This window comes from Acinetobacter radioresistens DSM 6976 = NBRC 102413 = CIP 103788 (assembly GCF_006757745.1).
GTDB lineage: Bacteria > Pseudomonadota > Gammaproteobacteria > Pseudomonadales > Moraxellaceae > Acinetobacter > Acinetobacter radioresistens.
The window spans coordinates 3,018,178-3,038,795 of sequence record NZ_AP019740.1 but is presented as its reverse complement, the minus strand read 5'-3'; the positions used below and the strand labels follow the sequence as shown (position 1 = coordinate 3,038,795).

Sequence of the window (20,618 nt, the reverse complement as noted above, 5' to 3'; positions counted from 1 at the left end):
GTGAATCCCCTATCTTCATGTTTTAAATTTAAATTGAACTACAGCACCCCTTGCGAGGGGTGGCCATTCTAACCAAGTTATCCACATCTGTCATGGGTCATTTCTAAAGTTTTGGCCAAAAAAGAAACTTTCTGTTTTAAATTTGAATTTAAACCACATGTGGATAAAGTTTTCCATAACCTGTGGATAAAATATATCACAAAGTTATCCACAATTCATATAAATTATAAAAACATAGTTATCCACAATATAATCATCTGATATTAGAATATAAAAGTATCATTTCCACAGAAAAAAGCCGCTCTAATAATAATAAATTTAAATTTTAAAATTTGAATTTAATAATAACGATGCAATCTGGTGTGGATAACTTAACTTACAATGAATTTAAATTCAAAACCAGCAGCCTAACTCAGAAATACAAAATATTGTTTATAAAACTGTGGATATTTTTAGTTTTTAAATAAATGTATTTTAAAATAAATGGTTTATATTGTGTATAAGTTTTAAATTTTATCTCTCTCATTTTTATATTTGTATATTTCTCTATTCTTGGAATTACAATCAAAATTGAACAAAAGACGGGTTTTCATTGACAGCGTAAAGATTGCACAATACAATCGCGAACCTTTATAGAAAGATCATTTTGGAGTTTCGACATGAAACGTACATTCCAACCATCTGAATTAAAGCGTAAGCGCGTTCATGGTTTCCGTGCTCGTATGGCTACTAAAGCTGGTCGTCAAGTATTAGCTCGCCGTCGTGCCAAAGGTCGTCACAGCTTAACTGTTTAATTTCAGTTTAAGTTTAAACGACTTGGGTGTCATGACACTTTATAGCTTCAGCACAGCTGTACGTATCCGCTGTGCTGCAGATTACAAAAGTGTGTTTGATGGTGCGCTTTTTAAAGTGCATCAACCCCACTTCTTATTTCTTGCCAGACCGACCGAATTGCATCATAGCCGTTTGGGTATTGTTGTGGCCAAGAAAAAAGTGCGTCGTGCACATGAAAGAAATCGGATAAAACGACTTGCTCGCGAAAGTTTTCGCCTGCATCAGCAACAACTGGAATTATTAGATATCGTAGTAATGCCTAAAATAGGTATAGAAGATATTTCTAATGCCGAGTTGCACCAGCAACTACAGATAGCTTGGCAAAAGTTACAACGCCAGGTTAAAAAACACCGAAAAATAGCTGTTTCTTCCTCACAAAACTAGAGATACCAATGAGACGTTTATTGCATTGGTTGATACGTTTCTATCAAATTGCGATTAGTCCGCTGCTTGGACCTCGTTGTCGTTATATTCCAACTTGTTCTCAATATTCGTTAGAAGCCATTCATGCGCATGGCGCGATGCGTGGCGTGTGGTTGGCCGGTAAACGTATCTGTCGCTGTCATCCGTGGGGTGGTTCTGGCTATGATCCTGTTCCCCCAAAAGCAATTCGTTTTATTTCATTTCAGCAAATAGATTCTCAAACCTTTCACGTTACTGTACCCTTTCGTGATCGTTTTTTGAATCAAAATCACTCTAACCACTTGGGGTAATAGATATGCAACAATGGGCCAGGTTTGCAATTCTCGGGGCCATGTTTGTCGTCGCATATTTGCTCATTTTGGCGTGGCAAAAAGATTATGGTCATGCAGAGACAGCGCCGCAGCAACAGGCAGTCGTTTCGCATGAAGTATCTGCAGATTTGCCAAATAGCCAAGCGGCATCAGCTTCTTCTGATGTACCGCAAGCAAATATTGCAACGCCACAAGCAACAGATGTAACTGCACCTGTAAATCAGCAGCTGATTTCAGTACAGACTGACCTCTATCATCTTTTGATCAATCCAAAAGGTGGGGATATTGTACGAATTGAATTACTGAATCATGACAAGAATAAAGACAGCGATCAGCCGTTTGTCATGCTGGAAAGTGATGCCAAGCGTACCTATGTCGCACAATCTGGTCTGATTGGACTCAATGGTCCAGACAGTAACCGTAGCGGCCGCCCGGTATATGAGGTTGAAAAAACTTCTTATGACTTGCTTAAAGATGCTCAGACTGTCAGTAAAGATAATGGTAAAGCAGTAAAAGTACTGACTATACCAATGGTCTACAAGACTGCTGATGGTGTAGAGATCATTAAGACCTTTACCTTTAAGCAGGGCGAGTACCCGATCGTGGTCAACCATAAAGTGGTGAACCGTAGTCAGCAAAACTGGCAGGGTCAGATGTTTGGCCAGATCAAACGTGATAATTCTGAAGATCCTGGTAAGTCTGATCAAGGGATCTTTACGCTTGGTACCTTCCTGGGCGGTGCCTGGGGCACACCAGAAGAGCATTACAACAAGCTCAAGTTTGATAATTTTAATGATGAAAAGCTGAATGTTGATGCAAAGGGTGGCTGGATTGCTGTAGTACAGCATTACTTTGTGAGTGCCTGGATTCCGGGTCAGCTTAAACTGACTCAAGCCAATGGACAGCCATATGCTGCCAAGCTCGAATCACGCAAATCAGCTGATGATATGAATATCATTAGTTTTACTTCGCCAACTATCAATGTGCCAGCCGGTACGGTTGCTGAAGTAGATGCAACCTTCTACTCAGGTCCAAAGATTCAGTCCGAGCTCAAAGATCTGGCAGTAGGTTTGAACCAGACTGTAGATTATGGCTGGTTATGGCCAATTGCTAAATTATTGTTCCTGGGTCTGCAGTTCTTCCATAACATTGTCGGTAACTGGGGTTGGTCAATTATCCTGCTGACTATACTGGTTAAACTTATTCTTTGGCCACTGTCATCCAAGAGCTATCGCTCTATGGCGAAAATGCGGGTAATTGCACCAGAAATGCAGCGCATGAAAGAAGAGTTCGGTGAAGACCGTATGCGTTTCTCTCAGGAAATGATGGCGCTCTACAAGCGCGAGCAGGTTAATCCTCTCTCAGGCTGTTTACCGCTCTTGCTGCAAATGCCGATTTTCCTTGCCCTATACTGGGTATTGATGGAAAGTGTAGAACTGCGTCATGCGCCATGGTTTGGCTGGATTCAGGATTTGTCGGCGATGGATCCGTGGTTTATCTTGCCGTTAGTCATGGGTCTGACCATGTTTACTCAGCAATCACTGAATCCGCAGCCAGCTGATCCAATGCAAGCAAAAGTCTTTAAGATCATGCCGATCATTTTTACTGTATTTATGCTGTTCTTCCCAGCAGGACTAGTACTGTACTGGATTGTCAACAACAGTATCACTATCTTGCAGCAATGGTTTATTAACCGGAGCGTGAAGAAAGAACGCGAAAATGGTGTTGAAGTGATTTAATAATCCATTCAGCTCACTTGATCGATGCTGAATAAATCCGTCCAAGATGATAATCTTGGACGGATTTTCTTTTGCTGTTTTTAAAATTTTTAGGTGATCAATATGCTCAACTCCACCACAATTGCTGCGATAGCGACTCCACCTGGCCGTGGTGGTGTTGGGGTAATTCGCCTCTCAGGTCCGAAAGCCTATATGATTGCCGAACAGTTAACCCAGCGGTCTCTACCAAAAGCCCGCATGGCAGCTTTTCGGCAGTTTTATGATGCAGAGCAGCTGGTAATGGATGAGGGATTGGTGATCTGTTTTCCAAATCCCTATTCATTTACGGGAGAAGATGTTGTTGAGCTACAGGGTCATGGTGGACCGGTAATTCAAAATGCCCTGCTCTCCCGACTATTCGAGCTGGGTGCCATAGCGGCCAAGGCTGGCGAGTTTTCCATGCGTGCCTTTGAAAATGGCAAACTTGATCTGGTACAGGCCGAAGCCATTGCTGATCTGATTGATGCCACGTCACAGGCAGCTGCACGCTCTGCAGTACGTTCTTTACAAGGTGCTTTTTCTGTTAAGGTGAATTCTGTATTAGAGAAGCTTATTCATTTACGTTTACATGTAGAAGCGGCGATTGATTTTCCTGAAGAAGAAATTGATTTTCTCGCTGACGGAAAAATTCTCAAGCTGCTGGATGATGTTGCCAGTTCAGTCACGCTGGTACAGCAATCTGCACGTCAGGGCCAGTTACTGCGAGAAGGCTTACAGGTGGTCATTGCCGGAAAACCAAATGCCGGTAAGTCTTCGCTCTTAAATGCATTAGCAGGTAATGACCGCGCTATTGTTACTGATATTGCTGGAACAACCCGTGATGTACTGCATGAAAAGATTAGTCTGAACGGTCTACCCATTACACTCACAGATACAGCAGGTTTACGTGAAACCGGTGATATTGTAGAACAAGAAGGGATACGTCGCGCAATTAAGGAAATTGAACAGGCTGACTTACTGTTACTGGTCTATGATTTGAGCCAAGGTGAAGATCCTCTAAAATTAGCCCAGAATTATTTTGCTGAACATCTGGAGCCTAAACGGCTTATACTAATTGGAAATAAGTGTGACCTCATTGGGGTCCAGCCAGAAGCAGGAAAATATCAGGGTTTTCGTCATATCAGTGTATCTGCAAAAATGGAAACCGGCGTCCAGACACTCATAGAAGCGATTACAGACCATGCCGGCTTCCAGCCAGAAGAAGATACCTTTATTGCCCGAACACGGCATCTGGACGCAATGAAGCGTACACAGGCATATCTGGCTGAGGCACGTGAGCAGCTTACAGATTTTCATGCAGGTGAGCTGGTAGCCGAATCATTACGGCTGGCCCAAAATGCTTTAAGTGAAATTACTGGTGAATTTAGCGCCGATGACCTGCTTGGGAAAATTTTCGGGTCTTTCTGTATCGGGAAATAGTTCAAAATCAAGTGAACTCATTATCAATAAATTGATAAGTTATTTAAGCCGGTCTTAGGACTCTCTATAGAGAATTAAAACCCTACCTTTATCAGAGTTGGCCGGCTTTTAATTTCTATTAATAATTTGCCAGAATTTTTATAAAAAGCATAAGCAATGAGCTAAATTTTAATATTAGTAACTCCAAGACTTGATAGAAAATTTTACCTGAATCAGGTTTAGATAAAATTTATGGAATTCCAAATATCTAAATAATATTTTCAGTGAAAATGATTAAAATATAATAAATTAAGCTGATTTAGGATTTGATGACTGCTCCATTCTGCTAAGCCATAAAGTTCAGGTAATTATGATGAAACTATTTTTTTAGGCCAGAGTAATAAGGCCAGACAGAGCAGCGCTATGCTCGCACAGAAACTCAGTACCCCGAATGTCAGTCCAAAATGATCAGCCAGATAGCCTACGGCAATAATTGGTACAATTGTGCCCAGATAACCGATAAAAAGATAAGTTGACATAACCGCAGCACGATTACGTTCATGAGTCATGCTGTGAATCAGACCAAATGCACCCATTAACCCTAACCCATGCCCTGCGCCGACCAGAAGGTCACTGATGAAGAATAGCGGGCTCCATTGCGAAATCATACACAAGGCCAGTAAGATCAGACTGAACATTAATGTACCCACACCCAGATTCAGGCTTTTAATGGGTGACAGTGAGCGTGCAAAAAACTGTACAACAGCAGAGGTAAGTAAAATACTGGCAATTGCACTGCCACTTACCAGCGGGCCATGCCATGGAATTAAATCTTTCACAAAAGAAGGTGACAGTGAAGCAAACAGACTGAAAGCACCAAAAGCACTAAAGGCAGTCAGACCGGCAATAAAAAACAGGGTCTTGTAATGTGACTCAGGAATTTCCAGATGTGGCGCTATAGAAAAATTTTGCCGTTCGAATTGAGGTGATTCAAGGCGGGCCAAACCTAACAGGCAAAGGAAAGCTACCACAATCACCGGCAAATAAGGACTTATAAGAGGCTGATCAGAAAACTGGGCAATCAGTCCTCCAATAAAGGGTCCAAGCCCGAAACCAATCACAGTAATCACTGAACTGAGTTGCGGTGCATAAAGTTTATGTTGATCAGGAATCGTCGTAATCAGGCCAAGCATGGCTGAGGTACTAATCAGTCCAGAAGCAATCCCGATCACAAATCGTCCTGCCATCAACCAGTAAATATCAATGGCAACTGCAGAAAGTGTCAATCCACAAATCACGATGACTAAACCGATTTGCAGTGTACGGAGAAAACCCAAACTATTACTGGTACGACCAAAGAACAGTAAAGTGGCAAGACAGCCAAACATATAGGCGACGAAAATATAAGTAATGTGACTTGGCAGTAAATGCCATAATTGCTGGTAAATCGGATAGAGCGGGCTAGCGAGCGCTGTTCCGATGGTACCAGTACATAAGGCAAGGCTTACCATAAGAAATGGATGCCAAGATTGTTGTTTCATAAATGAAAAGATCAGGTCGTAAATAGGAATGAACCTAATAGTAGTCTGAAGCCTTTGAAAAATCGAAAGTAAATAAGTAACCTGGATTAGTGCCTGTCATAAATCTGGAACCTTACTATTTAGATAACCAGGATCTATGGCCAGATCAGGTATAACGCTTAAGCAACCTGAGAAACTCGGCCAGTTCCTTTTCATTATCATCATTTTGTTTGATTACGTGTTCACGCAGATGAGATTCAATCAGCTCGTTCATCAGGCCATTTACTGCACCTTTTATAGCTGCCACCTGCTGTAATACTTCAATGCAGCTTTTATCTTCTTGCTGCAACGCAGTTTCTACAGCTTGAAGCTGCCCTTGAAGCCGCTTGACCCGATTTAAAATTTTCTTGTCCTGATGTAAATGACCCATGCATGACCTCTAAAAATAATTATACTAGGGGGGAGTATATAGAATAAACTGTTATGCAAAATTTTAACCTATCCCGACACCATAAACACCAGTTTGATCAGGGGAATCCGCTCGCCCAGAAACGAATCCTGTGGGCTACACTGTTAACCGGTTTCATGATGCTACTCGAAATAAGTGGTGGCTGGCTATTTAACTCTATGGCTTTACTGGCTGATGGCTGGCATATGAGTTCACATATGTTGGCTTTGGGACTCGCTTATCTGGCTTACCGCGCGGCGCGCCACTATGCAAATGACCAGCGTTTCAGTTTTGGAACCTGGAAAATCGAAATTCTGGCAGGCTACAGTAGCGCCATTTTATTGATTGTTGTAGCTTTATATATGGCGGTTCATTCAGTTGAACGCCTGATTTTTCCGGTTGCTATTCACTATAATGAAGCAATTCCGATTGCAGTACTCGGCCTATTGGTAAATCTGCTTTGTGCCTGGCTCTTGCATGATCATACTGACCATCACCATCACCATCACCATCACCATCATGAACATGAACATGAACATGAACATGAACATCGTAAGCATAGTCATGATTTAAATCAAAAAGCTGCTTTCTTGCATGTGGTTGCTGATGCGGTGACATCGGTTTTCGCTATTATTGCGCTTCTGGCTGGAAAATATTTCGGCTGGGCCTTTCTGGATGCCGTCTTGGGAGTTGCTGGTGCTGTATTGGTAGCGCGCTGGGCCTGGGGACTTATAAGAGATACAGGCCGAACCTTGCTGGATGCAGAAATGGATCATCCGGTAGTCGCTGAGATTCGTGAGGTTATTGTCGGTTTACCAGTACAAGTAGAAATTACTGATCTGCATGTGTGGAAAGTAGGCCGTGGAAAATTTGCCTGTATTTTGGCTTTGGAAACTCAAGATGACCTGAATGCTGATCAGGTTCGTGATGCATTAAGTATTCATGAGGAAGTGGGGCATATTTCGGTTGAAATCAATATGCCGTTGTAGATGTTCCACGTGAAACCTTCCTTAGTTAGTTAAAATATTTTGTTAAAAATATGTTTAAAAAGAGCCAAAAGATTAGAATCAGGCAGGATTAACCTAAAATGAGCCATCCACGCATGAAAAAATTATTAATGCTAGCGCTAGCTGGAATACTCAGTAGTAGCTGCTTTGCCAATGTAGAGTCAGTACAGAATAATTTAAAGCAGCATTATCCTAACCTGAAATTTGAGCAGATTCAGTCTACTGAGATGAATGGAATCTATAGTGCAGTGCTAGATGGCCAAGTAGTTTACGTGGGTGAAGAAGCCAATCATATTCTGGTTGGTTCCATGATACGTCTTAAGGATCAGCAGAATCTAACCAAAGATCTGGTGCTTAAGCAAAATAGTATTGACTGGAAACAGCTGCCTTTACAGGATGCGATTAAAACAGTGCGAGGCAGCGGCAAGCGTCAACTTGCTGTTTTTTCTGACCCAAATTGTCCATATTGCAAAAAGCTTGAGACTGAGCTTGCCAAACTTAATAATGTGACGATTTATACTTTTATTTATCCGATCAAACCACAGTCGGTAAAACCGGCTAAACAGGTATGGTGTTCGGATAGCCGTACAGTGGCTTGGCAAAACCTGTTAGTTAAAGGAATACAGCCCACTGCCAATACCAATTGCACTAATCCGATTGAGCGGAATTTGAGTCTGGGAAAATCACTGGGCTTGCAAGGTACTCCGGCAATCATTTTCTCAAACGGTTTTAAACTGATGGGGGCTTATCCGGCGGAACAGATTGAACAGGCTTGGCAGGAATTTGGCTTATAAGCTATAGCCATAAAAAAGCACCGGAAACGGTGCTTTTTTATTTTAATTTTTAAATTATTTAAGGATGATGATTTACACGTGAACGCTTGGTAATCATGTTATAAATAAACAGGATGATCAATGCACCCACGACTGATGCGATAAAGCCTGCAGCCGAGTTTTCATCATAAAGGCCGAGCATACGGCCACCATAGGTAGCCACCAGTGCACCAGCGATCCCTAATAAAGTGGTAACGATAAAGCCTGCCTTGTCATTACCTGGGTGAATTGCCCGTGCAATTAGCCCTGCAATGAAACCGACGATAATAGCAACAATAAGTGACCACATACGCGTTCTCCTTCTTATCTTTTCTGATGTGATGTCTGGAACATGTACGCTTATTATCATTGAGCACGTATCAAATTTTAAAAAGTGCCATAATGCTACTTCCTGTTGAGTTTTTGTGCCGCTAGGGCATCAATACGATAAAACTGCTAAAGAACGTATAAAAAAAGTGGCCATAGGCCACTTTTAAGTATCAGGAATTTAGAAAACTAAAGACCAATTTCCCCAATAAAAGGAATATGTCGATACTTCTGGTCATAATCCAGACCATAGCCAACAATAAATTTATCTTCTACTTCAAAGCCTAAAAATTTAACTTCAAGTTCAATTTCACGGCGTGATGGTTTGCTTACCAAGGTGCAGAGCTCAATTGAATTAGGATTACGGGTTTGCAGGATTTCTAGAACTTTACTCAGGGTATTGCCTGAGTCGATAATATCCTCGACTACCAGAACATCTTTACCCCGGATTTCCCCGTCCAGATCTTTCAGGATTTTTACATCACGACTTGAAGTAGTGCCTCCCCCATAACTGGAGACAGTCATAAAGTCCAGTTCATGTGGTTTATGAATGGCACGGCATAAATCTGCCATGAAAATGACCGAGCCACGTAACAGTCCGATCAGAACCAGTTCCCGGTCACTTTGTGCATAGTGAGCATCAATTTTTGCACCAAGCTCTTTGACTTTTGCCTGAATCTCTTCAGCAGAAATCAATACGCTCATTTCAATGGTCATGGGCAGATCCCTAAAAACGAGTAAAATGGAAAAATAAAAAAGGTGTTGACCTGCAACACCTCGAATAGGGAAATTTTAATGCAATTTTTCATTCTGTGCATCCTTTTCAGAAGCCAGAATGTGAATTATCTGTTAGTTGAGGGCCGATCAGACTTGAGCAGGACTGCACAGGCTAAAGCCAATACTCCCCATTTAAAAAGACTGCTACCAGGAACTCTAGACTGGTTCTGCTTTGCTGTAGGCCTTTTGTCCATAGATATAGGTTGCTTCAACATTACGATCATCTCCTAATGTAAACAGGGCAAACAGGCTGTCTTCTAGTCCCTTGCTATGTTCCTGACGCAGTTTCTGTAAAGTTGTTGCCTTCAGGTCGAGTACTATAAAGTCAGCTTCTTTACCTAAATCGAAATTACCCAGTTTGTCCTCTAGGTTCAATGCACGTGCGCCCCCCAGTGTAGCGTGGTAGAAAGCCTCAAGCGCAGAGAGCTTGTTGCCCTGTAACTGCTGGACTTTATATGCTTCATTGGCTGTCTGTAACAGGCTGAATGATGTACCTGCACCAATATCAGTCCCGAGGCCAACCTTTACCTGTTTTTGCCAGGTTTTAGACAATGGAAACAGCCCGCTTCCTAAAAACAGGTTCGATGTTGGGCAGAATGCGATTGCAGATTTACTCTGGTGCAGACAGTCCCATTCCTGCTCCTGCAGATGAACACAATGTGCAAATACACTGCGTTCTCCAGTCAGCCCGTAATGATGATAAACCTCCAGGTAACCCTGCTGCTCAGGGAACAATTCTTTTACCCAAGCAATTTCATCCAGATTTTCACTCAAATGGGTATGTATATAGACATCCGGAAATTCTGTTTTTAATTTCCCCGCCAGCTGCAATTGTTTCGGTGTAGAGGTAGGCGCAAAACGTGGTGTAATAGCATAGAGTGCCCGGCCCTTGCCATGCCATTTTTCAATGAGTGCCCTGCTATCTTCATAGCTGCTCTGGGCCGTGTCACAAAGTGCTTCGGGTGCATTACGGTCCATCATGACCTTACCTGCAATGAGCCGCATCTGGTACTGTGCTGCCTGCTCAAATAATGCATCTACTGATTGCGGATGCACCGTACAGAAAACCAATGCAGTGGTGGTTCCATTTCTAAGCAGTTCTTCTATAAAAAAATGGGCAATCTTGCTGGCATGTTCAGGATTTTCAAACTGCATTTCAGTTGGAAATGTATAAGTATTAAGCCAGCTCAGCAGTTGCTCGCCATATGCACCGACCATTTCACTTTGCGGATAATGTATATGGGTGTCAATAAAGCCAGGAACAATCAACTGTTCAGGATAATGTTCTACCAGAATACCGGCAGGTAATTGGGTCTGACCCTCTTGCCACGGGCCAAACCAGACTATTTTTCCCTGTTCTGTAATCAGCAGGCCATCTTCTAAATAACGGACCTGATGAGCCAGATCGGTAGGCTGGGCTACAATCTGCCGAATATCTAGAAAACGCCCGCGAATGGCTGTGGAAATGGGAAGTGAAGACATGGTTAAAACCTGCAAGTTATACTTTTTTCAACCGATTTTAACCGTAACTCTCAGCGACTGTATACCGTTATAATGCGTAAAACGGTTAAGTCAGAGCCTTAACCGTTTAAACTATCTGTGGACTATTGTGGTAGCTGCTTTTGGTTATAACGGTATGACATCCAGCCGGTAATGGTGAGCACAACTGCAATAAAGCCTAGAGAAATCCAGATTGGCATATGGAATACGTCAAGCAGAAGCATTTTTGCGCCAATAAACAGCAGGATTACACCTAAACCATAAGGAAGGTAATGCATTTTTACTGCAGCACCAGATAGAAGAAAGAACATGGCACGTAAACCGAGAATCGCCATCAGGTTTGCTGTAAGAACAATAAACGGATCACTGGTGACTGCGAAGATTGCCGGAATAGAATCTACTGCAAAAATTACATCAGAGAACTCAACCAGAATCAATACTACGAAGAGCGGCGTCAACCATAACTGGCCCTGTTTACGTACCCAGAATTTATGACCTTCGAGCTGCGGGGTAATACGAAAATGCTTACGCAGCCATTTCAGTAAGGCCATCTCTTCAATATTGGGGTCATCATCTTGCCCTTTCAGAAATTTATAGCCGGTATATACCAGGAAGGCACCGAAGATATAAAGTACCCAGGAAAACTCCTGTACCATCCATGCCCCAATAAAGATAAAAATGGTCCGCAGGATAATTGCGCCCAGAACCCCATAAAGCAGGACCTGTTTCTGCAAAGCAGGTGGAATGGCAAATGCCGAGAAAATCATTAGCCAGACGAACACATTATCAATAGCCAATGATTTTTCCAGTAGATAACCGGTAAAGTATTCCATGGTTTTCTGGTTGGCTATTTCAATTCCGCTGCTCTGTTGCAGATAAAACCAGAGACCTGCACCAAAAATCACTGAAATGGTTACCCAGGCTGCACTCCACCACGCAGCCTGCTTCATAGGAACAGGCTGATCCTGATGCTGTCTGAAACCTAAAAAATCTACCAAAAGCATGACTGCAATTATGGCAAAAAATACCAGATACAATCCCATACTGCCGATTGATTCCATCACTATCTCCTCATCCGGCATACGGGCACAAAAAAACCTTGACCTGCTGCCAGATGTGTTTATTCATCTGTGTCAACATGATCAAGGTCTTGCCTACACCAGGGTTAGAACATCCTGATGCTCAGATACCGACTTTTTGCAAAGTGTATTGACGATATCTGACACGCAACCGAACGCGATAAAAAACTATCGGCTACGCTTGGAGGAGGCTACTCCCCTTGTCAAACTAAAATTCTGTCTCAAATAGAATGCTCTATTTGAATATGTGTAGAGTTGCACATTTTTTAACAAAGTGCAATTTAAAAAAATAACTCAAATCAACGGTAATTGTTGTCTGGATGTGGCATGTTAAAACAAATTGACAAGATTCATGAAGGAGAAAAGTATGGAAGTTCAGCATTATGAAAATGACCAGCGCGGTGCCTTTATTATTCCTGAAAATGGCGAACGCTTGGGCGAGCTGACTTATGTGTGGCAGGGTGAGGACAAATTTGCTATTGATCATACCTGGGTCAGTCCGGCAGCACGTGGCCGAGGCGTGGCACGCGAACTGCTTGATGCTGCAGTTGCTTATGCACGTGAGAAACAGGTCAAGATTATTCCAGTCTGCTCTTACGTAGCTACCATGTTTCAGCGTGAGAAAAGTTTTGCTGATGTAGCTGTCTGAGTCTTGTATCTGAACAGGTACTGCTGCTACAAGCAGTACCTGAGAGACTTTAAAGGATTATACAGTCGTGACCAATGGCAGTTTTAACTGAACACGACGGCGTAACCATGCACTCGGACGATAACGTGGATCACGGCTAATTGCAGACATACGGTCCAGAATAAGCAGAATTTTATCTGCTCCCAACTTGTCACCCCATTCAATCGGGCCATAAGGATAGCCCAGACCCAGACGTACTGCAGCGTTAATATCCTCAACACTGGCCACACCCTGCTGGGCAATGTCACAGCCCAGATTAACGATCATGGCCAGTACACGCTGTGCTACGAAGCCGGTACTTTCCTGAATCATGCTAAGTGAAGTGCCATCCAGATTAAAAATGGAATGTGCTGCTGTCTTATGTTTTGAGTCAGTGATGAGGGTTGGCATAAGAGTACGATGTTTATTAAAACCGTATAGCAGGTCAATACACACTACCTGTTTCGGATTTACCTGATAGCGTAAGGCCGCAGTCGTTGCATCTTCACCATAGCTGGCAATGAGCACTAAAGCCTGTTCAGAAGGCTCTGGACCTGTTTCTAGCGTTACGCCCTGCTGTTCCAGATAATCTTTTAAAATACTCTGGTCTTTTTCAAGGTCTGCTGCAATCCAGACAGTTGGATACTGATCCAGCTTTTCTACAAAAACTGCCGGGTCTTCTCCCTGCTTTTCACCAGTCGTATAGTCATAAAAACCTTTACCGGTCTTTCTGCCCAGCTGTTTGGCTATATATCGCTGCCGGGTAATAACACTTGGACGATAACGGGCTTCTTCATAGTACTGATGATAAATTGACTCACTCACCGGATGGGAGACATCCATCCCGGTCAGGTCTACCAGTTCAAATGGACCCATTTTAAAACCGATACCATCACGGTAAATCCGGTCAAGCTCGGACACTGAAGCCACATTTTCAATCAGCATGGCATAGGCCTCACTGCCAAAGGCTCGGCCCGCATGATTAATGATAAAACCCGGGGTATCCTGTGCTTTAACCGGATGATGACCCATTTTGACAGAAAGCTGCATGAGTGCATCTACAATATCCTCACGGGTATTGAAGCCCTGAATGACTTCGACAACTTTCATCAGCGGTACAGGGTTGAAGAAATGGTAACCCACGATCTGTTCAGGACGCTTGCAGCCAGCAGCAATTGCAGTAATAGATAAAGAAGAGGTGTTAGAAGCCAGAATGGTTTGTGTACCCACCAGGCTTTCTAGCTGCTGCATGAGCTGCTGCTTGACCTCAAGATTTTCAACAATTGCTTCAACAATCAGGTCACAGTTTTTGAGCTGTTCCAATTCGGTCGCTATACTAAGATGGCTCAAATCCTGATTGGCTTTTTCCTGACTGAATTTTCCTTTACTGGCCAGCGTATTTAAAGTCTTGCCGAGTTTTTCTCTGGCTTGCTCTGCAGCCCCTGCCTTGGCATCAAACAGTATTACATCGTGGCCAGATTGGATTGCAATCTGGGCAATACCTGCGCCCATAGTACCTGTGCCAATAATTCCGATCTGCTGAATTTGAATACTCATGTTTCTATCCCTGAATTATTTACCCTGATAATTTGGTTTTCGTTTTTCAATAAAAGCCTGCATGCCTTCTTTCTGGTCTTCGGTATCAAAGAGTAACTGGAAGGATTTACGCTCTAGCGCCAGGCCCGCATGAAGAGGTACATCTTCGGCCATCAGCGCAACTTCTTTAATCTGTTCCAGCGCGACAGGAGGCAATTTAGCTATGGATTCAGCCATTTTGAGGGCAGCTGGAATCGCATTGTCTTCTTCAACTAACTGGGACACTAAGCCCATTTGTAAGGCTTCTTGAGCTGGAACCAGACAGCCAGTCAATATCATGCGCATGGCCTGGAATTTGCCTACCGCACGGAACAGACGCTGGGTACCACCTGCCCCTGGCATTACACCAACTTTTACCTCTGGTTGTCCAAATACCGCTGTCTGGCTGGCAATAATAATATCTGCATGCATGGCCAGCTCACAGCCTCCACCCAAGGCATAGCCATTGACTGCAGCAATGACCGGTTTTGGACAGCTGGCAATTGCCTGCCAGTAACGCTCACTGCGACGTTGCATCATCTGAACTGCATGAGCATTTGCCAACTCTTTTAAATCTGCGCCTGCTGCAAAGTCCTGTTCTCCGCCTGTCAATACAATGGCACGAATTTCCGGGTCATCGCTGAGTTGATTAAAGATTTGTGCCAGCTGAATCCTCACTTGGGTATTTAAGGCATTTTTTGCTTCTGGACGGTGAATTTTAACTACAGCTACATAGGATTTTAAATATTCAACCTGAACGACCTGTTCCATTTTATCTCCATTGTTTCGTTATGCGGAAATATGTTTTATTAAAAATAAGTTTATTCTATAGCCAATGCAATGCTTTTTTAATAAAAACTTAGCTTAATAGGCATTCTTGGCTTCTTTGTAGTGTTTTAGGAAAAACACTTGAGCAGTTTATGGGAATATGATTTTATATTTCGTATTATGAAATAAAATTTTGGATTCATCTGAAGCTGGTTTATTTCATTAATATCCGACTCATATAAAAACTTAATTCAAGACAAAAGCTGCTGCAGTGACGCAATAGCAGAAACCATAAAGATAAGCCTCTACAGCCCAGGAGGAAAACTAGAAAAAATATTAGGAATTTGATGAGCCTGTTCTATCACCGGTATATCTAACTATATGACATCACTTCTAATCGCTGTTTAATAACCAAAACAATAATTTGCTGTAAGCAATAAAGATAATAAGGAAAATTTAATATGGAAAAGGTTTCACCTTTAATAATAGAAGAGGTTTCAGTACCACCTGCTAAAAAGGTCTGGATGACCGCATTTATATTTTCATTTCTGGTTTTACTGGTCGATGGCGCTGATATTGCATTTTTAGCCTATAGCCTGACCAGTCTTAAAGCCGAATTCGGATTGACCTCGATTCAGGTAGGTGCCTTGGGCAGCTGGTCATTGATTGGCAGTGCAGTAGGTGGCCTGATTGGCGGCTGGGCCTGTGACCGTTTTGGCCGGGTACGTATTATTGTGATTTATCTGGTAATTTCATCTGTTCTATCCTGTGCATTAGGTTTTGCAGACTCCTATTATCAGTTTGTTATTTTAAGAACGCTGGCTGCGGTCGGACTGGGTTCATTATACATTGCCTGTAATACCTTAATGTCAGAATATGTGCCTACCAAATACCGGACTACGGTACTTGCGGCGCTAATGACCGGTTTCACTATGGGATCTCTGGTGGCCACACTGTTAGCCGGCTGGATTATTCCGGCTTATGGCTGGCGAATGCTGTACTGGATTACTATCGTTCCCATCTTTCTCTCGGTTCTGATTCATTTTATGGTACCAGAGCCGGAATCCTGGAAAAAATCCATTGCCTTAAAGCTGAAGAAAGCCGAACAGCTGGCACAAACTATAAAAACCACCAATCCATATAAAGATATATTTAAAGAGAGAAAACACCGCAAGATGTTTTTACTCTGGTCATTAAGCGCGGGTGCATTACAGTTTGGTTATTACGGTATGAGTAACTGGTTACCATCTTATCTTGAGGCCGAAGTCGGCATCAAGTTTAAAGAGATGACCATGTATATGATCGGTACATTCCTGATCATGATCTTTGCCAAGGTTGTAGCAGGGATGGTCGCCGACCGTTGGGGACGCCGTGTAGTTTTTGCTTTTGGAACCATGGGTACGGCGCTGTTTATTCCTGTTCTGGTCTACCTTAATACACCTGCCAATATTTTATGGCTGATGTTGCTGTTCGGTTTTCTGTACGGTATGCCATTTGCTATTAATGCTACTTACATGACCGAAAGTTTTCCAACATCTATTCGTGGAAAAGCGGTTGGCGGTGCATTTAATGTCGGGCGAATTGGAGCAATTTTTGCGCCTGTTACAATTGGTATTTTTGCTCAGAATGGCTCTATTGGAACCGGCCTTCTGGTAATGGGGGCTGCTTATTTTCTATGTGGCCTGATTCCGTTGTTATTTATTAAAGACCGCTTATATGATCCGCAAAAAGCTGATTAAAAAAGAATTCACAAAGCAAAAATCTACTTTTAATTAGATTTTTTATTAAAAATGCAAGACAAATTAACAGATTAAGAAGAATTTTTATAAATAAAAAACCATGATCAATAACCGATCAGATTCCATATAAGAAAAGGATCACAAGAATGAGAAAGACAGTAATCGCTACAGTAATTGGAACATTATTTAGCCCAACACTTCATGCGGCAGCATTTGACCGTACTGGCCAATCAATCTCCAGTTTTTTACAGCCGGGCAATTACTTTGAAGCCACTTTAACGGTCAGTGATACTACACTCAAGGGCCAAGAGGCTGGCACGACAAATACTGACCGTATGATTGATGATATTGCCAATACTGATTATCGACCGGCGGCTGCATTCAAATTGCAGCTTGCACCACAATTTTCATTTGGCCTGATTTATGATCAGCCTTTTGCTTCAGACAGTGAATACTCAGGAAATAACAGTTTCACTGCTACTCCGCAGGATCAGGTGGTACTGCCAGGAATTACAACTGGCAGTCTGGCTGAGGCTACAGATGGTCAGATACCTGAGGGACAAACCCTGTCACAGGTAAATACACAAAATTTGAGCTGGATCATGGGCTATCAGCCCAATAAAAACTGGAATATTTATGCAGGGCCGGTTTATCAGACTTTTAAAAGCGATATTCAACTGCGGGGGGCCACTTACAGCTTATATAACGGTTATAACTTTCAGGCCGAGGAAACAGGAGATTGGGGCTGGCTTGCCGGCTTCGCCTACCAGATTCCTGAAAAGGCTATCAGGACTTCCTTAACTTACCGCTCTGCAATCACCCACAAGATTAATGCCATCGAAGAAGCACCACTGATTGATATGCTGAGTACCCGGTCCGGACGAGATTATGTGGGCAATTATCTGCAACAGCTGGTAGCTCTTGGCCAGATTTCTCCGGAGCAGCAGGCTGCCATTAATAGTATCGTTGCCCGTTTACCTTCTGCAGGGGAGTCTGGAACCACCAAATTTGAATCACCGGCTTCGCTTAATTTTGAGTTCCAGACTGGTTTACGGCCGGGCACTCTTCTGTTTGGTAATGTGCGCTGGGTAAACTGGGATGACTTCGCATTTCAACCTTACCGCTTTGGCGCAATATCTGAAATAGTCGGTGTGCTTTCTACGCCCAGCCGGCCGGAGGGATTTAATCTGGTGCGCTATTTTCATGACCAGTGGTCAGCGAATTTAGGTATTGGACAGCGTTTTAGCTCCAAATGGAATGGTTCTGCTTCTATAGGATGGGATTCCGGTGCTGGAGAATATGTATCTACGGGCGGTCCAATAAAAGGTTATTACAATATTGGACTGGGCTTTCAATATAGCCCTGTCACGTCATATTTTATTTCTGGAGGAATGAAATATACCTGGCTTGGAGACGCCAAGGGGCAAGTCGGTGCACAGGCAGGAAGTCAATACTATGTCAGCGAATTTAAAGATAACCATTCTATCGGCTATGGATTAAAGATTGGTTATCGTTTCTAGTCAGCTAATGGCACAGCCTGTCTCATCCAATAGAACCAATAAGAAGTGCAGCTTATTTAAAGTAAATCCTAAGCCACTTGATTAGTAAAAATAAGATGACTGCTTTTCTGAGTATATTTAAAAATTTTAGCTAAAATTTAATTTCTTGATATGAAATTTTTTGTAATAGCTATTCTTATGCTTCACTGGATTTTCAAGATTTCTTAAATTATGATGGAATAAAACATAACTGAATTTCACAGTGCGAAATATTATTTACAAATAGCTTGAGCCGTACAGATAGAAATTCAGACTACAAACCCGATAAGGATATGGCCGATGCCGAATTATATTGCACCGCTACGCGACATGAAATTTGTTCTCAATGATTTTTTAAACTTTGAACAGAGCTATCAACAATATCCGGCTGCCCAAGATAACTTTAGTGCAGAGATATTAGAGCAGTACTTGGAAGCTGCAGCAGATTTTTGCCAGAACGAACTTTTACCACTTAACGGTATTGGTGACCAGCAGGGCTGCAAGCTGGAAAATGGTGTAGTAACCACGCCAGACGGTTTTAAAGATGCCTATAAAAAATATGTCGAGCTGGGTTTTACTTCACTCACTGGCGATGAGCAGTATGGCGGGCAGGGCTTCCCTACCCTATTCCGTATTGCAATTTCAGAAATCATTACTTCAACCAACTGGGCTTGGGGCATGTACCCTGGACTCTCACATGGAGCCATGCGCACTATTGAACATCATGGTTCCGAACAGCAGAAGCAGCACTACCTTACCCGGCTGATTTCGGGGGAATGGACAGGTACTATGTGCCTGACCGAATCCCATGCGGGTTCTGATCTGGGTCTGATCCGGACCAAAGCAGTGCCCAATGCGGATGGCAGTTATGCTATCAGTGGTGAAAAAATCTTTATTTCTGCTGGGGAACATGACCTGGCTGAAAATATTATTCATATTGTACTGGCACGTTTACCAGATGCTCCTGCGGGTACCAAAGGAATCTCCCTGTTTATCGTACCTAAGTTTAATTTGGATTCGGACGGGAATATTGCCGAACGTAATGGCGTGGTGTGTAGTGCACTTGAACATAAAATGGGTATTCATGGAAATGCGACTTGTGTACTGAATTTTGATCAGGCTAAAGGCTTTCTGATTGGGCCGGAAAACCGGGGCCTAAACTGCATGTTTACCTTTATGAATTCGGCACGGATCGGCACTGCAATTCAGGGACTGGCTGCTTCTGAAGCTTCTTATCAGGGCGCACTGGCATATGCCAGAGAACGCCTGGCAATGCGCTCTCTGGCTGGACCCCAGCACCCAGAACTGCCGGCTGACCCGATAATTGTGCACCCGGCAGTACGCCAAATGCTATTAACTCAAAAAGTCTTTGCAGAAGGCTCGCGTGCCCTTGCCTATTACTTATCTACTTATGTCGATATGGCCGAGTTTTCAAATGATGAAGATGAAAAGAAACAGGCAGAAAACAAACTTGCCCTTTTAACCCCAATCGCCAAAGCATTCATGACCGAAACGGGGGTAGAGTCGGCCAAGCATGGGATGCAGATTTTTGGCGGACATGGTTATATCGCTGAACATGGAATGGAACAAATTGCTCGTGATGCACGGATCGCCTGTCTTTATGAAGGAACAACCGAAATTCAGGCAATTGACCTGCTGGCACGTAAGGTAATTGGTTCTAAAGGTAACTTGCTCAAAGCCCTGACCGATGAAATTCAGGAGTTTACTGCGCAGCATCAGCAGCACGATAAGTTCTCTGCTCAGGTGCAGCAGCTTGAGCAGCTAGTCAAGGAATGGTTAGAACTGACCAGAGACGTGGTGGATAAAATGCAGCAGAGACCAGAAGAAATTGGTGCCGCAGCAGTCGATTATCTTTATTTCTCCGGATACACCGTATTTGCCTATTTGTGGGCAAAAATGGCGATTGTAGCGGAAGATAAAATTGCTCAGGGCGATACAGATCCTTACTATCCGGCCAAGGTAGCTACGGCGCAGTTTTATTATAGCCGCATTCTAAACCGTACCTTAACCCATGCGGCAATGATCCGTTCTGGAATGGATACCCTATTTGAACTTAATCCGGAACAGTTCAAGTTTGATTAATGACTTTGACTCGA

The 20,618-nt window shown here is 43.0% G+C and carries 19 protein-coding genes; 11 read left to right on the top strand and 8 right to left on the bottom strand.

Annotation, left to right across the window (positions count from 1 at the left end; all coding sequences use genetic code 11):
* Positions 1 to 659: 659 nt before the first annotated feature.
* The 5 genes from rpmH (at position 660) to mnmE (ending at position 4,765) form a co-directional block, all read left to right on the top strand.
* Positions 660 to 794, top strand: coding sequence for a 50S ribosomal protein L34 (rpmH, locus tag ACRAD_RS14320; RefSeq protein WP_000831329.1), 135 nt, complete (start codon positions 660 to 662; stop codon positions 792 to 794).
* 31 nt (positions 795 to 825) lie between these two features.
* Positions 826 to 1,218 carry a ribonuclease P protein component gene (gene rnpA, locus ACRAD_RS14315; RefSeq protein ID WP_005017526.1) on the top strand — a complete coding sequence of 131 codons (393 nt, stop codon included), beginning with the start codon at positions 826 to 828 and terminating at the stop codon, positions 1,216 to 1,218.
* An 8-nt stretch (positions 1,219 to 1,226) separates the two neighbouring features.
* The gene (gene yidD, locus ACRAD_RS14310; RefSeq protein ID WP_005017530.1) at positions 1,227 to 1,547 is read left to right on the top strand and encodes a membrane protein insertion efficiency factor YidD; all 321 of its coding nucleotides are present in this window, start codon (positions 1,227 to 1,229) and stop codon (positions 1,545 to 1,547) included.
* A 5-nt stretch (positions 1,548 to 1,552) separates the two neighbouring features.
* Complete coding sequence (yidC, locus tag ACRAD_RS14305; protein ID WP_005023828.1) at positions 1,553 to 3,307, top strand: membrane protein insertase YidC; 1,755 nt, start codon at positions 1,553 to 1,555, stop codon at positions 3,305 to 3,307.
* A gap of 102 nt (positions 3,308 to 3,409) precedes the next feature.
* The gene (gene mnmE / locus ACRAD_RS14300) at positions 3,410 to 4,765 is read left to right on the top strand and encodes a tRNA uridine-5-carboxymethylaminomethyl(34) synthesis GTPase MnmE (RefSeq protein ID WP_005023830.1); all 1,356 of its coding nucleotides are present in this window, start codon (positions 3,410 to 3,412) and stop codon (positions 4,763 to 4,765) included.
* A 347-nt stretch (positions 4,766 to 5,112) separates the two neighbouring features.
* Here the strand turns inward: mnmE and ACRAD_RS14295 are convergent, their stop codons facing one another.
* Both ACRAD_RS14295 and ACRAD_RS14290 read right to left on the bottom strand, forming a co-directional pair.
* Positions 5,113 to 6,285: an MFS transporter gene (locus tag ACRAD_RS14295; RefSeq protein WP_010700176.1), complete on the bottom strand. Its 1,173-nt coding sequence runs from the start codon at positions 6,283 to 6,285 to the stop codon at positions 5,113 to 5,115.
* A gap of 145 nt (positions 6,286 to 6,430) precedes the next feature.
* Entirely contained in the window at positions 6,431 to 6,694 is a 264-nt protein-coding gene (locus ACRAD_RS14290; RefSeq protein ID WP_005023836.1) for a metal/formaldehyde-sensitive transcriptional repressor, read from the bottom strand.
* Between the two features lie 53 nt (positions 6,695 to 6,747).
* On the opposite strand from ACRAD_RS14290, the gene dmeF reads away from it, so the two are divergent.
* Both dmeF and ACRAD_RS14280 read left to right on the top strand, forming a co-directional pair.
* Positions 6,748 to 7,701 (top strand): CDF family Co(II)/Ni(II) efflux transporter DmeF, encoded by a 954-nt coding sequence (gene dmeF, locus ACRAD_RS14285; protein WP_005023838.1) that lies wholly within the window; start codon positions 6,748 to 6,750, stop codon positions 7,699 to 7,701.
* Positions 7,702 to 7,799: 98 nt separating this feature from the next.
* Complete coding sequence (locus tag ACRAD_RS14280) at positions 7,800 to 8,513, top strand: DsbC family protein (RefSeq protein ID WP_005023841.1); 714 nt, start codon at positions 7,800 to 7,802, stop codon at positions 8,511 to 8,513.
* Between the two features lie 58 nt (positions 8,514 to 8,571).
* Here the strand turns inward: ACRAD_RS14280 and ACRAD_RS14275 are convergent, their stop codons facing one another.
* From ACRAD_RS14275 to ACRAD_RS14260, 4 genes are all read right to left on the bottom strand, one after another.
* Positions 8,572 to 8,841 carry a GlsB/YeaQ/YmgE family stress response membrane protein gene (locus tag ACRAD_RS14275; RefSeq protein WP_005017546.1) on the bottom strand — a complete coding sequence of 90 codons (270 nt, stop codon included), beginning with the start codon at positions 8,839 to 8,841 and terminating at the stop codon, positions 8,572 to 8,574.
* 206 nt (positions 8,842 to 9,047) lie between these two features.
* Entirely contained in the window at positions 9,048 to 9,575 is a 528-nt protein-coding gene (gene hpt, locus ACRAD_RS14270; protein WP_005017552.1) for a hypoxanthine phosphoribosyltransferase, read from the bottom strand.
* A 216-nt stretch (positions 9,576 to 9,791) separates the two neighbouring features.
* Complete coding sequence (gene guaD / locus ACRAD_RS14265) at positions 9,792 to 11,117, bottom strand: guanine deaminase (protein WP_005023845.1); 1,326 nt, start codon at positions 11,115 to 11,117, stop codon at positions 9,792 to 9,794.
* Between the two features lie 122 nt (positions 11,118 to 11,239).
* Complete coding sequence (locus tag ACRAD_RS14260) at positions 11,240 to 12,196, bottom strand: TerC family protein (RefSeq protein ID WP_005023847.1); 957 nt, start codon at positions 12,194 to 12,196, stop codon at positions 11,240 to 11,242.
* A 385-nt stretch (positions 12,197 to 12,581) separates the two neighbouring features.
* Here ACRAD_RS14260 and ACRAD_RS14255 point away from each other — a divergent pair, with 385 nt between their 5' ends.
* Positions 12,582 to 12,863, top strand: coding sequence for a GNAT family N-acetyltransferase (locus ACRAD_RS14255; protein WP_005023849.1), 282 nt, complete (start codon positions 12,582 to 12,584; stop codon positions 12,861 to 12,863).
* Positions 12,864 to 12,920: 57 nt separating this feature from the next.
* On the opposite strand, the gene ACRAD_RS14250 is transcribed toward ACRAD_RS14255, so the two are convergent.
* The gene (locus ACRAD_RS14250) at positions 12,921 to 14,438 is read right to left on the bottom strand and encodes a 3-hydroxyacyl-CoA dehydrogenase (RefSeq protein WP_005023851.1); all 1,518 of its coding nucleotides are present in this window, start codon (positions 14,436 to 14,438) and stop codon (positions 12,921 to 12,923) included.
* Positions 14,439 to 14,453: 15 nt separating this feature from the next.
* On the bottom strand, positions 14,454 to 15,227 hold the full coding sequence (locus tag ACRAD_RS14245) for an enoyl-CoA hydratase (protein WP_005023853.1): 774 nt from the start codon (positions 15,225 to 15,227) through the stop codon (positions 14,454 to 14,456).
* A gap of 458 nt (positions 15,228 to 15,685) precedes the next feature.
* On the opposite strand from ACRAD_RS14245, the gene ACRAD_RS14240 reads away from it, so the two are divergent.
* From ACRAD_RS14240 to ACRAD_RS14230, 3 genes are all read left to right on the top strand, one after another.
* Positions 15,686 to 16,963: an MFS transporter gene (locus tag ACRAD_RS14240; protein ID WP_005023856.1), complete on the top strand. Its 1,278-nt coding sequence runs from the start codon at positions 15,686 to 15,688 to the stop codon at positions 16,961 to 16,963.
* 146 nt (positions 16,964 to 17,109) lie between these two features.
* Positions 17,110 to 18,483: a long-chain fatty acid transporter gene (locus ACRAD_RS14235; RefSeq protein ID WP_005023858.1), complete on the top strand. Its 1,374-nt coding sequence runs from the start codon at positions 17,110 to 17,112 to the stop codon at positions 18,481 to 18,483.
* Between the two features lie 318 nt (positions 18,484 to 18,801).
* A complete protein-coding gene (locus ACRAD_RS14230) occupies positions 18,802 to 20,604 on the top strand; it encodes an acyl-CoA dehydrogenase C-terminal domain-containing protein (RefSeq protein WP_005023860.1) in 1,803 nt (600 codons plus the stop codon).
* Positions 20,605 to 20,618 lie beyond the last annotated feature (14 nt).

Excerpts from the sequence above, each read along its gene's own strand:
- guaD (WP_005023845.1), bottom strand. The coding sequence starts at position 11,117 with ATGTCTTCACTTCCCATTTCCACAGCCATTCGCGGGCGTTTTCTAGAT.
- mnmE (WP_005023830.1), top strand. The coding sequence starts at position 3,410 with ATGCTCAACTCCACCACAATTGCTGCGATAGCGACTCCACCTGGCCGT.
- ACRAD_RS14290 (WP_005023836.1), bottom strand. The coding sequence starts at position 6,694 with ATGGGTCATTTACATCAGGACAAGAAAATTTTAAATCGGGTCAAGCGG.
- dmeF (WP_005023838.1), top strand. The coding sequence starts at position 6,748 with ATGCAAAATTTTAACCTATCCCGACACCATAAACACCAGTTTGATCAG.
- ACRAD_RS14295 (WP_010700176.1), bottom strand. The coding sequence starts at position 6,285 with ATGAAACAACAATCTTGGCATCCATTTCTTATGGTAAGCCTTGCCTTA.
- ACRAD_RS14260 (WP_005023847.1), bottom strand. The coding sequence starts at position 12,196 with ATGGAATCAATCGGCAGTATGGGATTGTATCTGGTATTTTTTGCCATA.
- ACRAD_RS14235 (WP_005023858.1), top strand. The coding sequence starts at position 17,110 with ATGAGAAAGACAGTAATCGCTACAGTAATTGGAACATTATTTAGCCCA.
- ACRAD_RS14275 (WP_005017546.1), bottom strand. The coding sequence starts at position 8,841 with ATGTGGTCACTTATTGTTGCTATTATCGTCGGTTTCATTGCAGGGCTA.
- yidD (WP_005017530.1), top strand. The coding sequence starts at position 1,227 with ATGAGACGTTTATTGCATTGGTTGATACGTTTCTATCAAATTGCGATT.
- hpt (WP_005017552.1), bottom strand. The coding sequence starts at position 9,575 with ATGACCATTGAAATGAGCGTATTGATTTCTGCTGAAGAGATTCAGGCA.
- rpmH (WP_000831329.1), top strand. The coding sequence starts at position 660 with ATGAAACGTACATTCCAACCATCTGAATTAAAGCGTAAGCGCGTTCAT.
- yidC (WP_005023828.1), top strand. The coding sequence starts at position 1,553 with ATGCAACAATGGGCCAGGTTTGCAATTCTCGGGGCCATGTTTGTCGTC.
- ACRAD_RS14245 (WP_005023853.1), bottom strand. The coding sequence starts at position 15,227 with ATGGAACAGGTCGTTCAGGTTGAATATTTAAAATCCTATGTAGCTGTA.
- ACRAD_RS14250 (WP_005023851.1), bottom strand. The coding sequence starts at position 14,438 with ATGAGTATTCAAATTCAGCAGATCGGAATTATTGGCACAGGTACTATG.
- ACRAD_RS14230 (WP_005023860.1), top strand. The coding sequence starts at position 18,802 with ATGCCGAATTATATTGCACCGCTACGCGACATGAAATTTGTTCTCAAT.
- ACRAD_RS14240 (WP_005023856.1), top strand. The coding sequence starts at position 15,686 with ATGGAAAAGGTTTCACCTTTAATAATAGAAGAGGTTTCAGTACCACCT.
- ACRAD_RS14255 (WP_005023849.1), top strand. The coding sequence starts at position 12,582 with ATGGAAGTTCAGCATTATGAAAATGACCAGCGCGGTGCCTTTATTATT.
- ACRAD_RS14280 (WP_005023841.1), top strand. The coding sequence starts at position 7,800 with ATGAGCCATCCACGCATGAAAAAATTATTAATGCTAGCGCTAGCTGGA.
- rnpA (WP_005017526.1), top strand. The coding sequence starts at position 826 with ATGACACTTTATAGCTTCAGCACAGCTGTACGTATCCGCTGTGCTGCA.